The 14627-nt window shown below is 71.2% G+C and carries 14 protein-coding genes; 7 read left to right on the top strand and 7 right to left on the bottom strand.

Annotated elements, in window-relative coordinates:
* The first annotated feature begins 16 nt into the window (after positions 1–16).
* The gene (locus ACFQU4_RS22110; protein ID WP_377495987.1) at positions 17–760 is read left to right on the top strand and encodes a DedA family protein; all 744 of its coding nucleotides are present in this window, start codon (positions 17–19) and stop codon (positions 758–760) included.
* A 148-nt stretch (positions 761–908) separates the two neighbouring features.
* Positions 909–1274, top strand: a complete 366-nt coding sequence (locus ACFQU4_RS22105) for a hypothetical protein (RefSeq protein WP_377495985.1) — start codon at positions 909–911, stop codon at positions 1272–1274.
* Here the strand turns inward: ACFQU4_RS22105 and pdxA are convergent.
* From pdxA to ACFQU4_RS22070, 7 genes are all read right to left on the bottom strand, one after another.
* Positions 1271–2293, bottom strand: a complete 1023-nt coding sequence (gene pdxA / locus ACFQU4_RS22100) for a 4-hydroxythreonine-4-phosphate dehydrogenase PdxA (protein WP_377495983.1) — start codon at positions 2291–2293, stop codon at positions 1271–1273. The genes ACFQU4_RS22105 and pdxA overlap by 4 nt on opposite strands.
* Positions 2290–3633, bottom strand: a complete 1344-nt coding sequence (locus tag ACFQU4_RS22095; RefSeq protein WP_377495981.1) for a four-carbon acid sugar kinase family protein — start codon at positions 3631–3633, stop codon at positions 2290–2292. The genes pdxA and ACFQU4_RS22095 overlap by 4 nt, the downstream gene beginning before the upstream one ends.
* Entirely contained in the window at positions 3630–4394 is a 765-nt protein-coding gene (locus ACFQU4_RS22090; RefSeq protein ID WP_377495979.1) for a DeoR/GlpR family DNA-binding transcription regulator, read from the bottom strand. The genes ACFQU4_RS22095 and ACFQU4_RS22090 overlap by 4 nt, the downstream gene beginning before the upstream one ends.
* Positions 4395–4458: 64 nt before the next feature.
* Positions 4459–4869, bottom strand: a complete 411-nt coding sequence (locus ACFQU4_RS22085) for a VOC family protein (RefSeq protein ID WP_377495977.1) — start codon at positions 4867–4869, stop codon at positions 4459–4461.
* Between the two features lie 40 nt (positions 4870–4909).
* Positions 4910–5704, bottom strand: a complete 795-nt coding sequence (locus ACFQU4_RS22080) for a glucosaminidase domain-containing protein (RefSeq protein WP_377495975.1) — start codon at positions 5702–5704, stop codon at positions 4910–4912.
* Positions 5705–5728: 24 nt separating this feature from the next.
* Positions 5729–6517, bottom strand: a complete 789-nt coding sequence (locus tag ACFQU4_RS22075; RefSeq protein ID WP_377495973.1) for a peptidoglycan-binding protein — start codon at positions 6515–6517, stop codon at positions 5729–5731.
* A gap of 143 nt (positions 6518–6660) precedes the next feature.
* Positions 6661–7608 (bottom strand): heme o synthase, encoded by a 948-nt coding sequence (locus tag ACFQU4_RS22070; protein ID WP_377495971.1) that lies wholly within the window; start codon positions 7606–7608, stop codon positions 6661–6663.
* A gap of 227 nt (positions 7609–7835) precedes the next feature.
* On the opposite strand from ACFQU4_RS22070, the gene tkt reads away from it, so the two are divergent.
* From tkt to pgl, 5 genes are read left to right on the top strand one after another with little or no spacing between them, the layout of a single operon-like run.
* Positions 7836–10028 (top strand): transketolase, encoded by a 2193-nt coding sequence (tkt, locus tag ACFQU4_RS22065; RefSeq protein ID WP_377495969.1) that lies wholly within the window; start codon positions 7836–7838, stop codon positions 10026–10028.
* Positions 10029–10050: 22 nt separating this feature from the next.
* The gene (gene tal, locus ACFQU4_RS22060; RefSeq protein WP_377495967.1) at positions 10051–11184 is read left to right on the top strand and encodes a transaldolase; all 1134 of its coding nucleotides are present in this window, start codon (positions 10051–10053) and stop codon (positions 11182–11184) included.
* A complete protein-coding gene (gene zwf, locus ACFQU4_RS22055; RefSeq protein ID WP_377495965.1) occupies positions 11184–12719 on the top strand; it encodes a glucose-6-phosphate dehydrogenase in 1536 nt (511 codons plus the stop codon). Before tal ends, zwf begins: the two co-directional genes overlap by 1 nt.
* A gap of 22 nt (positions 12720–12741) precedes the next feature.
* The gene (locus ACFQU4_RS22050; protein ID WP_377495963.1) at positions 12742–13791 is read left to right on the top strand and encodes a glucose-6-phosphate dehydrogenase assembly protein OpcA; all 1050 of its coding nucleotides are present in this window, start codon (positions 12742–12744) and stop codon (positions 13789–13791) included.
* Positions 13788–14525: a 6-phosphogluconolactonase gene (gene pgl, locus ACFQU4_RS22045; RefSeq protein WP_377495961.1), complete on the top strand. Its 738-nt coding sequence runs from the start codon at positions 13788–13790 to the stop codon at positions 14523–14525. The genes ACFQU4_RS22050 and pgl overlap by 4 nt, the downstream gene beginning before the upstream one ends.
* Positions 14526–14627 lie beyond the last annotated feature (102 nt).

Below are 14627 nucleotides of genomic sequence, written 5' to 3'. Positions count from 1 at the left end.
CGCCAGGCTCGGCAGCATGACCAGCTTTCCGTTCGCCGCGCAGGGCCGGCGCTGGGTGCCCTGGCGGGGCCGGGCCACCGCGGTCGACATCGCCCTGATGGCCGCCATCGGCGGTGTGATCATCCTCGGGCTGGTGGTCCGGCCGCTGCGCCCCTTCCTGATCGCCTCGCACCCGGTGCTGCTCGAGTTCCTGGGCGGTGGGCTGGCCGAGATCGGTACCGCCGCCGCGTTCGCCCGGATCGGTGAGCTGCCGCTGTGGCTGGCGATCGTCGCCGGGGTCGCCGGCATGATCAAACTCGACTGGCTGACCTGGTGGGCCGGCCGGCAGTGGGGGCTCGGCATTATCAACTTCTTCACCACCAGCGAGCGGACCAAGCAGTTCGCCGAGAACGTCCGGCGGCTCAACCCCTGGCTGTTGCGGCTGGCCGTGGTGCTGGCTCCGCTGCCCGGGGTGCCGAGCGCGGTCGTGTTCGCCCTGGCCGGCTGGACCCGGATGCGACTGATCACCTTCCTGCTGCTGGACGCGGCCGGGTCGCTGTTGATCACCGGACTGGTCGCGGGTCTCGGCTACGGGCTGGGCCAGCACGCCGTCGATCTGGTGCTGACGATCGACCGGTACGCATCGCTGGTCAGCCTGATGATCATCGGCTTCGCGCTGACCGTGCCGCTGATCAGGAAGCTGATCAAGAGGCGCCGCAGGAAAGAGGTCGGTCGGCTCTCAACCGGGCCTGCGGGTACCCAGGAGAGCCGACCTAGGTAAGACTTTAGCGGACCGAATCCCAGGTGATGATCAACACCGGCTCAGGAATTCCCTAAGTGCTGATCATGCTCCTCAACGGCTGCTTCGGACTGTTGTCAGTGGCCCCGGGTAGCGTCCCCGCTGACGGTTCGACGAGAGGAGCAGACGGGTGTACGAAGGAGCCATCATCATGGAGAGCCTGCGGGTCGGGACCAGCCTGGAGGCGTTCCCGCTGACCACACGGCGGTTGAGCAGGTACGCGATGAAGACGGCCTCGGCCGACCAGCCGCCGGTGTGGACCGAGTTCGTGTTCGAGGTCGGCGACGAGCACGCCGTGGAGCTGGCCGACGCGCTGGCCGGGGTGCTCGACCAGCCGGGCTGGTACGCCGACTTCCACAACGACGAGGAGAACTTCGTGATCTTCCCGGGCCGGGTGTTCCGCTACCGCCGGGGTGATCAGCTGGCCCGGGCCGAGGCGCAGGAACACGGCCGGACGGTCGGCGTACCGGAGCCGCAGCTGGACTGGACCGACTAGCGGCGGCCGAGCTCCGCGGCCTGGCGGAGGGCCTCGATCATGCTGTCGGCCGAGGCCCGGCCGGTGCCGGCGATGTCGAACGCGGTGCCGTGGTCGACCGAGGTCCTGATCACCGGCAGGCCGACGGTGATGTTGACCCCGGCCTCGATGCCGAGCACCTTGACCGGGCCGTGGCCCTGGTCGTGATACATCGCCACGATCAGGTCGTAGTCGCCGCGGCCGGCCAGGAAGAAGGCGGTGTCGGCGGGCAGCGGGCCGTGCGCGTCGATCCCGGCGGCCCGGGCCGCGGCGATCGCCGGTTCGATCTTGGTCGCCTCCTCGCCGTAACCGAACAGGCCGTTCTCCCCCGCATGCGGATTGATCGCGCAGACCCCGATCCGCGGCCGCTCGATCCCGGCGCCCAGCATCGCGTCCTGGCCGCGCCGGATGGTCCGCTCGACCAGGCCCGGTTCGATCATGGCGATCGCGTCCAGCAGACCGACGTGGGTGGTCACGTGGATCACCTTGACCTTGGGGGTGGACAGCATCATCGACACCTCGGGGGTGCCGGTCAGATCGGCCAGCAGTTCGGTGTGCCCGGGGAAGACGTGGCCGCCGGCGTGCAGCGCGGCCTTGTTGATCGGCGCCGTGCAGATCGCCGCGACCTCGCCGCGCTGGGCGAGCTCGGCAGCCACCCTGATGAAGTGGTACGCGGCGTCGCCGGCCACCGGGCTGACCTCGCCCCAGGGCAGGTCGGCCGGCACCAGGCCGAGGTCGATCGTGTTGATCACGCCCGGAGCGAACCGGGCCTGCCCCGGTTCCTTGATCGTGATCACCTCGACCGGCGCGGCCAGCAGCTGCGCCGCCATTCGGAGCCGGGCCGCGTCGCCGATCACCACCGGCCGGCACCACCGGTCCACCGCGGCCGCCGGCCCGTCGCCGCGCAGCGCGCCGACACAGATCTCCGGGCCGACCCCGGCCGGATCGCCCATCGTCACCGCGACCAACGGCAGGTCGCTTCCGGTGTTGATCATGGTCATCGTCGGTCCTGTCGGGTCGGGTCGGTCAGTCGGTCGAGGATGCGGACCAGCGAGTCCGGTCCGCCGAAGCTTCCGGGGCGGGTCACCACGGTCCGGCCGGCGCCGGTGCCAGGCAAGCTGCCGGGCGCGCCGGTGCCGAGTTCGACGGCGCCGTGGTGGATCTCGCCGCGCAGGTCCAGGGTCGCGATGCCCAGCCGGTCCAGCACGGCGCGGGCGGTGTGGCCGCCGGTCAGGACCAGGGGCACCTCGATCCCGGCCAGGACCTGCTCGGTGACAGCGGCCAGCTCGGCGACCAGGCTCGCGTCGTCCGCGTCGACGGTCTGATCCGTCGGCACGGGCAACTGTCGCTCGGGCAGCCGGAGCACGGCCGGTGCTCCGCCGGCCAGGTGCGACCGGACCTCGGCCACCGTCCGCTCCGGCCAGCCCGCAGGCCCGCCCGGCCGGGTCCAGACCCGGGTGCCGGCGACGGCCGCGGTGAGCGCGTCGAGTTGTCCGGTGAGGGTCGGCGCTGCCGTACCGACGACGAAGAGGACGGCCCGCCGAACGCGCACCGTGCCCGACAGGCCAGCCCCGCGAACGCCCACCCTGCCCGACGGGTCAGCTCGGCGAACGCCCACCGAGCCCGACGGGTCAGCCCGGCGAACGCGCACTGAGCTTGTCGAAGTGCCGAGGCGGACCGGGCCTTGCCCTTCGACGGGCTCAGGGATCGTCGCGGCGAGTCGGCGGGCGAGGGCCGCGACCAAACCGGCCGAGCCCGCGTAGCGAATCCCGGGCAGGCGGAGGCTCGCCGCCACCACCCGGTCCAGCGCGGCATCGTCCGAGGCGTCACAGAGCGCGACCCGGCCCTGCTGCGCGGTCTGCGCAATCCGCTCGCTCAGTTCGGGCTCGTCGAGCTCGGGCACCACGGCGGTCGGCAGCGGGGCGAGCAGCTCGGCCAGCGGCGCACTGATCGGCCGGCCGTCGTCGAGGCTGCGGGCCACTCCCCCGGTCACCACCCGCCGCTGCACCGGCAGCGCCGGCGCGAACACCAGCGGGTACCGGTCGGGTTCCAGGGCGGTCAGGTGGGCGACCAGCCGGCCGCGCAGCAACGAGTCGATCTTGCCGACCAGCAACGGGGCCGGCGCCGCCCGGAGCGCGGTCCGGGCCCGCTCGGTCGCCTCGGCCGCGGGCCGCTGCCGGGTGTCGGTGTCGACCACCCAGATCACCGTGCCCGGCCCCGGCCGCGCGTCCGGCCGCAGGCCGATCCCGACGGTGCCGCGGAACCCGTACCGACCGAAGACGGCGGCGCTCTCGACGGTGCCGGTCAGGTCGTCGCCGATCACGGTGACCCGGAGCGTCACGGCCGGCCCGACGGTACGACCACGACCTCGACGCCGCCGGACCGGAACTCGGCCACGACCTCGTCCGGCGCCCCGGCGTCGGTGACCAGGGTCCACGGCCGGTCCAGCCGGGCCCAGGCGTGGAACGGCCGGTGGTTCAGCTTGGCTGCGTGCGCGAGCACGTACACCTGCCGGGACCGGCGGGCCATCAGTTCCTTGAGCCGGGTCTGCTCGGGTTCCGCCTCGCAGAGGCCGCCGTCGCTGGTCACGCCGTCGGCGCCGAGGAACGCGACGTCGAAGGTGAGCCGTTCCAGGGCCGCCTCGGTGAGCGGCCCGACGAAGGCGTCGCTGAGCGCGCGGATCCGGCCGCCGAGACAGACGGTGGCGACGTCGCGCCGGCCGTGCAGTTGGCCGATCACCGGGATGCTGGCGGTCGTCACGGTCAGCCCGAGGCCCGCGGGCAGCTGCCGCGCCACCAGCGCGACGGTGGTGCCGGCGTCGAGCAGTACCGAGGCGCCCGGCTCGATCCGGCCGGCGGCCCAGAGGGCGATGGAACGTTTGGCCTCGGCCGCCTCGCCACCGCGCTGTCGCCACGAGGTCTCCGGCACCGCGATCGCACCGCCGTAGGTGCGGGCCAGCCGGCCGCTGTCGCTCAGCCGGGCCAGGTCGCGGCGGATCGTCGACGCGGTGACGCCGAACCGGTCGGCCAGTTCGTCGACGCCGGCCGGACCGAGTTCGGTGGCCAGCCGCAGGATCTCCTCGCGGCGTTGCTCAGCACCCACCGCCCCAGCCTAACCCGGAATTGCGCGAAATGCGCATCCGGTGCTGCGCATGATGCGCAGAGGGTCAGCGCGTCTCCTGGATCCGGATCTGGTTGCCGGCCGGGTCGCGGAACGCGCAGTCGCGCACCCCGTACGGCTGCTCGGTCGGTTCCTGGATCACCTCGGCGTCGGTGGCCTGCACCTTCGCGAAGGTCCCGTCCAGGTCCGGCGTGGAGAGCAGGATCCAGCCGTAGGTGCCCTTCGCCATCATCGAGGAGATGGTGCGGCGTTCGTCGTCGGTGACGCCCGGATCGGCACCGGGCGGCGCCAGCAGGATCGAGATGCCGGGCTGCCCGGGCGGGCCGACGGTGATCCAGCGCATCGCCCCCTTGCCGACGTCGCTGCGCACCTCGAACCCGAGCGCGTCGCGGTAGAACCTCAGCGACGCGTCCGGATCCTGGTGCGGCAGGTAGCTCGTGTCGATGGAGATCTGCATGGCGCCAAGCTACCCCGCCACCACCCCGGCGAACGGCGATTCAGGCCAGCAGCTTCGCCCAGGTCTGCGGGCCGACGATGCCGTCGGCGGTCAGCCCGTTCTTGGTCTGGAAGTCGATCACCGCAGCCTTGGTCCTGGCGCCGAAGACGCCGTCGACGGTGAGCCCGTAGGAGCCCTTGGCGTTCAGCAGCTGCTGTGCCTCGCTGACCGCGTCGCCCTTCGAGCCTTCCTTGATCGTCGGCTTGCTCGGCGTACCGCCGCCGACGTTGTACTGATAGAGGTCGTACTTCTGCATCATCGAGATGATCTTGTCCGAGTACGCCGGATCGGTGGCATAACCGGCCTTGTGCACCTCGCGGATGAACTGGTCCGGGTTGCCCGTGTGATCGAACGCGGCGGCGTAACGCGGCCGGTTCCGCAGGAAGTGTCCATGATCACGGAACGAGTCGACGGCGCTGGCGTACCCACGGAACAGGGCCACCTCGTCCCAGCAGTTGCCCTGCGGATCGCACTCCTGGGTCACCTTCTCGATGCACCGGTTGGAGATCGGCCCGTTGTCGGTGCCGCACTTGATCCCGAAGTAGGCGTTGCCCTCCTTGGTCAGCGACGACTCGCCCCAGCCGGACTCCAGCGCCGCCTGCGCCATCGCCACCGACGCCGGTACGCCGAACTCCCGCTCACCGGCCTGGGCCGGGTCCTTCGCGGCCGCGAAGAACGTGGCCGGATCCTCGGCGCGGGCGGAGCCGGTCGTCCCGACGATGATCATGCCCGCGATCAGCGCGACCGCGGCGACACCCCCGAGGATGACGCCCATGATCGACTTCTTGACTCTCATGATCGTTTCCTCTCCGTCAAGGGGTCAGGCGAGCAGCTTCTCCCAGGTCTTCGGACCGACGATACCGTCCGCCGTCAGGCCGTTCTTGGTCTGGAAGTCGATCACGGCGGCCTTCGTCTTGGCGCCGAACACGCCGTCGACGACGAGACCGTAGCCGCCCTTCGCGTTGAGCGCCGTCTGGGCCCGCTTCACCGCTTCGCCCGTGCTGCCTTCCTGAATGGTCGGCGGGGGCGGCGGAGTGCCGCCGATCTTGGTCACCAGGGCGTCCACGGCCGGGTCGCCGGGCGGCTTGTTCAGCTCGAAGTGCATCTCATCGGCGGTGCCGCTGTAGTCACCGCCCCAGCGCACGACGCCCCCGCAGTAGTTCAGGATCGCGCGGATCGCCGAGACCTGGGCGGAATTGAAGGTGCCCCGGCTGCCCTGCGGATGCTTCGGGGCGTTGAAGTCGAGCGCGGTGCCGCTGGCGTGATTGGAGAGCGTGGTGCCGCCGCCGATGGTGCGGTAGTTGAAGCCCCAGCAGCCGGGCACGATCAGCGCTTCGACCGTGTCGACGTACTGCCGGGCGACGAAGCCGAGGATGGTCTCGGGAGCGCCCGGCGCGACGCCCTGCGGGAACTTCACGCCGCCCACGTTGAAGTCGCGGTTCACGGCGAGGTTCTCGGCCGCGGGCCAGCCGTTCTGGGAGGTCGCCGCGAACGCCGGCTGAACGCCGATCGCCCCGACGCCCGCGACGCCGAGCCCGGCGATGCCGACGCCGCGCAGGAAGCCGCGTCTCCGCAGGGTCGACCTGGTGGGTTCGTGGTCAGTGCACATCATTCGTCTCCTCGCAGTCGAGTCGGATGCTGCCTGCAGATCCGAGTCAACCCCGAGGAGAGGGCGCGCCGCTACCCCTCGATGCCACAAATTCACCTGGAGGATGCAAAACAGGCCAGGAGTTTCCCTGGCCCTCGACGGGATCAGCCGAAGATCAGCGGATCCACCGCGGCGGCGACGAACAGCAGCGCCAGGTAGGAGTTGGACCAGTGGAACAGCCGCATCGGCTTCAGCGCGGCGTCCGTACGTCCCTGCACGGCGCGCCGGACCAGCAGCGTGGCCTCGACCATCAACGCGGCGCCGAGCACACCCGCCACCAGCGGGTAGAGCCAGCCGGTCCCGGCCACCGGCCAGAGCAGCAGCGACATGCCGACCGTGGCGAGCGAGTAGATCCAGATCCGCTTCGTGACCACCGGTGCCGACTTCACCACCGGCAGCATCGGCACCTCGGCCGCGGCGTAGTCCTCGCGGTAGCGCATGGCCAGTGCCCAGGTGTGCGGCGGCGTCCAGAGGAACACGACGCCGAACAGGATGAACGGGGCCCAGTCCAGCGACCCGGTCACCGCGGTCCAGCCGATCAGGGGCGGGAAGCAACCGGCGATACCGCCCCAGACGATGTTCTGCGAGGTACGGCGCTTGAGCCAGAGCGTGTAGACGAAGATGTAGAAGGCGTTCGCGCCCAGCGCCAGGAACGCCGACAGCCAGTTCACGAAGAAGCCGAGCCAGAGCGTCGACACCACGCCGAGCACGGCGCCGAAGATCGTCGCGGCCCGCGGCCCGACGGCGTGCCGCGGCAACGGCCGGCGCCGGGTCCGGCGCATCCGCTCGTCGATGTCGCGGTCGAGCACGCAGTTGAAGACGTTCGCACTGGCGGCGGCCAGGGTGCCGCCGACCAGGGTCAGCGCGACCAGCGCCAGCGACGGGATGCCGCGGGCGGCGAGGAACATGGCCGGCACCGTGGTGACCAGCAGCAACTCGATGATCCGGGGCTTGGTCAGGCCGACGTAGGCGGCGAGCACGTCGCGGACGCGGACGGCCGATTGGTCCGTCTGCGGGTCGGATCGGGGCTCGGTCGCTGTCGGACCGGGCACCTCGACGCTCGTCACAGACTTGTCTCGCTCACTCGTGCTTGGGGGTCAACTCGTCGACGGAAACCGCTACGGTGGGCGGTCCGCCTCCGGCAGTCTAGGGTCCCCGGTCGGCGGGCGCACACTCGGCCCGCAAGCTCGTGTCCACGGCTCCGCCCTGGCACGACGCGGAGGTCCGCTCCGAGTAGGCTCAGGCCTGTTCATCGCCTGGAACGAGCAAGGGGAACCGAGTGACCAACACCACAGAGAAGACGGTGCTGCCGGAGGGCTGGACCGAGCTGGACGCGCGCGCGATCGACACCGTCCGGGTGCTCGCCGCCGACGCCGTACAGAAGGTCGGCAACGGACATCCCGGAACGGCGATGAGTCTGGCCCCGGCCGCGTACCTGCTGTTCCAGAAGGTGATGCGGCACAACCCGAACGACCCGTCCTGGATCGGCCGGGACCGCTTCGTGCTCAGCTGCGGGCACTCCAGCCTCACCCTCTATCTGCAGTTGTTCCTCGGCGGCTTCGGCCTCGAGCTGGACGACCTGAAGTCGCTGCGGACCTGGGGCTCGAAGACCCCCGGCCACCCCGAGCACGGCCACACGCCGGGCGTCGAGACCACCACCGGGCCGCTCGGCCAGGGCGTCGGCAACGCGGTCGGGATGGCGATGGCCGCCCGCCGCGAGCGCGGCCTGTACGACCCCGAGGCGGCCCCGGGCACCTCGCCGTTCGACCACCAGATCTACGTCCTCGCCTCCGACGGCGACATCGAGGAGGGCATCGCCAGCGAGGCGTCCTCGCTGGCCGGGACGCAGCGGCTGGGCAACCTGACCCTGATCTACGACAGCAACAAGATCTCGATCGAGGACGACACCAACATCGCCCTCTCCGAGGACACCGCGGCCCGGTACGCGGCGTACGGCTGGCATGTCCAGACCGTCGACTGGACCAACGACGACACCAACTACGTCGAGGACGTCGCCGCCCTCGACGCGGCGCTCGCGGCAGCCCGCGAGGTGACCGACCAGCCCAGCTTCATCGAGCTGAAGACGATCATCGGCTGGCCGGCCCCGACCACTCAGAACACGTACGCGGCGCACGGCAACGCGCTCGGCGAGGAGGAGGTCGCGGCGACCAAGGAGGTGCTCGGCTTCGATCCGGCCAAGTCCTTCGAGGTGGCCGACGAGGTGCTGGCGCACGCCCGCAAGCTCGGCGAGCGCGGCGCCGCCGCCGAGGCCGAGTGGACCAAGGGCTTCGAGGCCTGGGCCCAGGCGAACCCGGAGCGGAAGGCGCTGCTGGACCGGCTCAGTGCCCGGGCGCTGCCGGACGACGTGGCGGCCGCGTTCCCGACCTTCGACGCCGACCCGAAGGGCCTGGCCACCCGGGCCGCCTCCGGCAAGGTGCTGAACGCGCTGGCCGACGTCCTGCCCGAGCTGTGGGGCGGCTCGGCCGACCTGGCCGGCTCCAACAACACGACGATGGACAACCAGCCGAGCTTCCTGCCCGACGACCGGCAGTCCAAGAAGTTCCCCGGCAACCCGTTCGGCCGGACGCTGCACTTCGGCATCCGCGAGCACGCGATGGGCTCGATCCTCAACGGCATCGTGCTGCACGGCGGGACCCGCCCCTACGGCGGCACGTTCCTGGTCTTCAGCGACTACATGCGGCCCGCGGTGCGGCTGGCGGCGCTGATGAAGCTGCCGGTGACGTACGTCTGGACGCACGATTCGATCGGCGTCGGCGAGGACGGCCCGACCCACCAGCCGATCGAGCAGATCGCTGCCCTCCGCGCGATCCCCGGCCTGGACGTGGTCCGGCCGGCGGACGCCAACGAGACCTCGGTGGCGTGGGCGACGATCCTGTCCAACACCGACCGCCCGGCCGGCCTGGCGCTGACCCGGCAGAACGTGCCGACCTACCCCCGCGGCACCGACGGGTTCGCCGACGCTTCCGGAGTGGCCAAGGGCGGCTACGTGCTGCGCGACGCCGACGGCGAGCCGGACGTGATCTTGATCGGTACCGGCTCCGAGGTGCAGCTGGCCGTCGCCGCCCAAGATCAACTCAAGGCCAAGGGAATAGCCGCCCGAGTGGTCTCGTTGCCTTGTAAGGAATGGTTCGACGCCCAGGACGACGACTATCGCGACTCGGTGATCCCGCCGCAGGTACGGGCCCGGGTCAGCGTCGAGGCCGGCGTACGGCAGGGCTGGCGGGACCTGGTCGGCGACGCCGGCCGGATCGTCAGCATCGACCACTACGGCGCGAGCGCGTCGGCGGGCACCGTCTTCAAGGAGTTCGGCTTCACCTCCGAGGCCGTCGCCGCGGCGGCCGAGGAGAGCCTGACGGCGGCCAAGGCGTTGACCGGGCCGGCCCCGGCGCACGCCTCCGCCTCCGGCCCGATCGGTCCGGGGGACGACGTGCCGAACCTGCAGGATCGCTAACTCACCCCGAGGAGCTACTGGCATGACCGATCGACTGAAGGCACTGTCGGAGGCCGGCGTCTCGATCTGGCTGGACGACCTGTCCCGGGAGCGGCTGAACACCGGGAACCTGGCCGAATTGATCAAGGACTCGCACGTCGTCGGGGTCACCACCAACCCGACGATCTTCGCTTCGGCGTTGAGCAAGGGCACGGCGTACGACGAGCAGATCGCCGAACTCGCCGCGGTGGACACGACGCCGGCGGAGGCGATCACCAAGATCACCACCGACGACGTCCGCAACGCCTGCGACGTGCTCACCGCCACCGCGGCGGCGACCGGCGGCGTGGACGGCCGGGTGTCGATCGAGGTCGATCCCGGGCTCGCCCACCACACCGAGGGCACCATCGCCCAGGCCAAGCAGCTCTGGGCGCTGGTGGACCGGCCGAACGCGTTCATCAAGATCCCGGCCACCGAGGCCGGGCTGCCCGCGATCACCGCGGCGATCGCCGAGGGGATCAACGTCAACGTGACGCTGATCTTCGCGCTGGAGCGCTACCGCGCGGTGATCGACGCCTACCTGACCGGCCTGGAGCAGGCGGCCGCGGCCGGTCGTGATCTTGCTCAGATCCATTCGGTGGCGTCGTTCTTCGTGTCCCGGGTGGACACCGAGGTGGACCGGCGGCTGGGTGAGATCGGCTCCGAGCTGGCGAAGGCGCTGCGCGGCAAGGCGGCGATCGCCAACGCGCGGCTCGCGTACGCACTGTTCGAGGAGGAGTTCGGCGGCGACCGGTTCGCCGCGCTGGAGTCGAAGGGGGCCCGGCGGCAGCGGCCGCTGTGGGCGTCCACCGGCACCAAGGACCCGGACTACCCGGACACCCTCTACGTCACCGAGCTGGTCGTCGCCGACACCGTGAACACGATGCCGGAGAAGACCCTGCAGGCGTTCGCCGATCATGGCGAGGTGCGCGGCGACACCGTCACCGGTACCGCCGCCGACGCGCAGGCCGTGCTGGACGGGCTGGCCGAGCTCGGCATCGAGTACGACGACGTGGTGGCCGTCCTGGAGCAGGAGGGCGTCGAGAAGTTCGCCGCCTCCTGGACCGAACTGGTCGACACCGTGACCGCGGCCCTGGACGCCGCCACGGCCGCCTCGAACTCGGGAAGCAACGCCTGATGATCACTGAGGGGCGTCCCAATCCGCTCCGGGATCCGCAGGATCGCCGGCTGCCCCGGATCGCCGGGCCGTGTGTGCTGGTGATCTTCGGCGTCACCGGTGACCTGTCCACCAAGAAGCTGATGCCGGCCGTGTACGACCTCGCGAACCGGGGGCTGCTGCCGCCGGGGTTCGCGCTGGTCGGGTTCGCCCGCCGCGAGTGGGAGCACCAGGACTTCGCCAAGATCGTGCACGACGCGGTCAAGGAGCACGCCCGGACGCCGTTCCGCGAAGAGGTGTGGAAGCAGCTCTCCGAGGGCATCCGGTTCGTCCGCGGCGAGCTGGGCGACGACGAGGCCTTCGCGCGGCTGCGCAGCACGATCGCCGAGCTCGACGAGGCCCGCGGCACCGGCGGCAACCACGCCTTCTACCTGTCCATCCCGCCCGGCCTGTTCCCGACCGTGGTCGGCCAGCTGCGCGAGCACGGCATGGCCGACCAGCTGCCCGGCCGGTGGAGCCGGGTGGTGATCGAGAAGCCGTTCGGCCAGGACCTGGAGACCGCCCGCGAGCTGAACCAGGTCGTGTCCAGCGTCTTCCCGTCGTCGTCGGTGTTCCGGATCGACCACTACCTGGGCAAGGAGACGGTGCAGAACCTGATGGCGCTGCGCTTCGCCAACCAGCTGTTCGAACCGGTCTGGAACAACAACTACGTCGACCACGTGCAGATCACCATGGCCGAGGACGTCGGCATCGGCGGCCGGGCCGGCTATTACGACGGCATCGGTGCCGCCCGGGACGTGATCCAGAACCACCTGCTGCAGCTGCTGGCGCTGACCGCGATGGAGGAGCCGACCTCGTTCGAGGCGCGCCAGTTGCGGGCGGAGAAGCAGAAGGTGCTGGCGGCGGCGCGACCGCCGCGGGACCTGGCCAAGCACACCGCGCGCGGCATCTACGGCGGCGGCTGGGCCGGCGGCGAGAAGGTCCGCGGCTACCGCGACGAGGACGGGATCCCGGCCGACTCGACGACCGAGACCTACGCCGCGATCCGGGTCGACATCGACAACCGCCGCTGGGCCGGGGTGCCGTTCTATCTGCGCACCGGCAAGCGGCTGGCCCGCCGGGTCACCGAGATCGCGCTCGGCTTCAAGCGGGCGCCGCACCTGCCGTTCACCGAGACCGACACCGAGGAGCTCGGCTACAACGCCCTGGTGCTGCGGATCCAGCCGGACGAGGGCGTCACGCTCCGGTTCGGCGCCAAGGTGCCGGGCACCCAGATGGAGATCCGCGAGGTCAACATGGACTTCGCCTACGGCGGTTCGTTCACCGAGTCCTCCCCGGAGGCGTACGAGAGATTGATCTTGGACGTCCTGCTCGGCGACCCGCCGCTGTTCCCGCAGCACGAGGAGGTCGAGCTGTCCTGGCAGATCCTGGACCCGATCCTGGACTACTGGGCCAGCCTCGGCACCCGCCCCGAGACGTACCAGCCGGGCGGGTGGGGACCCGAGGAGGCCAACCAGATGCTGGCTCGTGACGGGTTCTCCTGGCGCCGGCCGTGATCATGAACCGAGAGGACGCAGCATGATCATCAGTCTGTCCGACACCACGTCGGCGAAGATCTCCAGCGCCCTGCTGCGGGCCCGGCGCAACGCCGGCGCCCCCACCATGGGCATGGTGCTCACCTTGATCATCGTCACCGACGAAGATCATTACCAGGACGCCCTGGAGTCGGCCGTCGCGGCCGGCCGGGAGCATCCCTGCCGGATCCTGCTCGTCGTGTCCGGCAACGGCCGGCGGGCCGGTCTGGACGCCGAGGTACGGATCGGCGAGGGCACCACCGGCGAGGTGGTGATCATCCGGATGCGCGGCGAGCTGGCCCGGCACCAGGCGTCGGTGGTCCGGCCGCTGCTGCTGCCGGACTCGCCGGTGGTCATCTGGTGGCCCGGGAAGTGCCCGAACAACCCGGCCCAGGACGAGCTCGCTCAGCTGGCCCGGCGGCGGATCACCGACTCGGCGACCGGGACCCGGCCGCTGGCGGCGCTGCGGGAGCGGGCCGAGACGTACGAGGAGGGCGACACCGACCTGAGCTGGACCCGGCTGACGCCCTGGCGGGCACTGCTGGCGGCGTCGCTGGACCAGTACCCGGCCCGGATCCGCGGTGCCGAGGTGGAGGCCGAGCGGTCCAACCCGTCGGCCGAGCTGCTGGCCGCCTGGCTGCGGGCCCGGCTCAAGGTCGAGGTCAAGCTGCGCCCGAGCGACGGGCCGGGCATCACGGCCGTCCGGATGACCACGGCGGCCGGTGACATCGCGATCACCCGGCCGGACGGCCGACTGGCCTCCTACTCGGTCCCCGGCCAGCCGAACCGGCTGGTCGCGCTGAAGCGCCGCGAGGTGACCGAGTTGATCACCGAGGAACTGCGCCGGATGGACCACGACGACGTCTTCGCCGCCACCCTGAACGCGTACCGGCGGCAGAACGGCCGCGGCCCGGCCAAGAAGTCCGCCGCCAAGAAGTCCGCCGGGCAGCGGACCGCCGCGGCGAAGGGCGCGACCCAGAAGACCGCGGCCGCCCGAGGCAGCGCCCAGAAGACGTCGGCCGCGAAGAAGAGCACCAGGAAGGCCGCCCGGTGAACGACGGGAGCGTCCTGCTGCACGCCGACGCGGACGCCGTCGCCGAGGCCCTGGTGGCCCGGCTGCTGGCCCGGATCGTCGAGCTGCAGGCGACCGGCCAGGTGGTCCGGCTCTGCCTGACCGGCGGCCGGATCGCCACCCGGGCCTATCAGCGGCTCGCCGCCGAGGGCGGCAACTCCGCCGTCGCCTGGGACCGGGTCGAGCTGTGGTGGGGCGACGAGCGATTCGTCCCGGCCGACAGCGAGGACCGCAACGCCGAGCCGGCGATCGCCCTGCTCGCCCCGCTCGGCATCCCGGCCGACCGGATCCACCCGATGCCCGCGGCCGACGGCACCGAACTCGATGCCGCCGCCGAGGCGTACGACGAGGAACTCGGCGACGCCGGCTTCGACATCTGCCTGCTCGGCCTCGGCCCGGACGGTCACGTCGCGTCCCTCTTCCCGGAGCACCCATCCTCGTACGAGGCGGGCCGGGTGATCGCCGTCCGCTCCTCCCCCAAGCCGCCGCCGGAACGGACCAGCCTGACCCTCGAGGTGATCAACAACTCGGCCGAGGTCTGGTTCCTGGTCAGCGGCGCCGACAAGGCCAAGGCCGTCGCCCTGGCCCTGCTCCGCACCGGCCCGGTCCAGGTCCCCGGCGCCGGAGCCCGCGGCCGAGACCGTACCTTGTGGCTGCTGGACCGCGACGCCGCCACCGAACTCCCCGCCGACCTCACTCAGCGCGGAGTTTTCTAACGCTGACTGGGCACAAAAGCAGGCTCTTTTGCGGCGTGTCGCTGCTGTTGTGCCCAGTCGATCCGGACGGTGTACGAAACGTCGGCACCGCGCCCTAGGTTG

Origin of the sequence: Microlunatus sp. GCM10028923 (assembly GCF_042666975.1) — a bacterium.
Taxonomy (GTDB): Bacteria; Actinomycetota; Actinomycetes; order Propionibacteriales; family Propionibacteriaceae; genus Microlunatus.
The sequence above is the reverse complement of the archived record's forward strand: the minus strand, read 5'-3'. Positions and strand labels throughout refer to the sequence as shown.

What these genes read in the sequence shown, in the direction of transcription:
- ACFQU4_RS22110 (WP_377495987.1), top strand. Translation starts at nt 17, where the DNA reads ATGACCAGCTTTCCGTTCGCCGCGCAGGGCCGGCGCTGGGTGCCCTGG.
- pdxA (WP_377495983.1), bottom strand. Translation starts at nt 2,293, where the DNA reads ATGACCATGATCAACACCGGAAGCGACCTGCCGTTGGTCGCGGTGACG.
- ACFQU4_RS22085 (WP_377495977.1), bottom strand. Translation starts at nt 4,869, where the DNA reads ATGCAGATCTCCATCGACACGAGCTACCTGCCGCACCAGGATCCGGAC.
- ACFQU4_RS22080 (WP_377495975.1), bottom strand. Translation starts at nt 5,704, where the DNA reads ATGAGAGTCAAGAAGTCGATCATGGGCGTCATCCTCGGGGGTGTCGCC.
- ACFQU4_RS22075 (WP_377495973.1), bottom strand. Translation starts at nt 6,517, where the DNA reads ATGTGCACTGACCACGAACCCACCAGGTCGACCCTGCGGAGACGCGGC.
- tal (WP_377495967.1), top strand. Translation starts at nt 10,051, where the DNA reads ATGACCGATCGACTGAAGGCACTGTCGGAGGCCGGCGTCTCGATCTGG.
- zwf (WP_377495965.1), top strand. Translation starts at nt 11,184, where the DNA reads ATGATCACTGAGGGGCGTCCCAATCCGCTCCGGGATCCGCAGGATCGC.
- ACFQU4_RS22050 (WP_377495963.1), top strand. Translation starts at nt 12,742, where the DNA reads ATGATCATCAGTCTGTCCGACACCACGTCGGCGAAGATCTCCAGCGCC.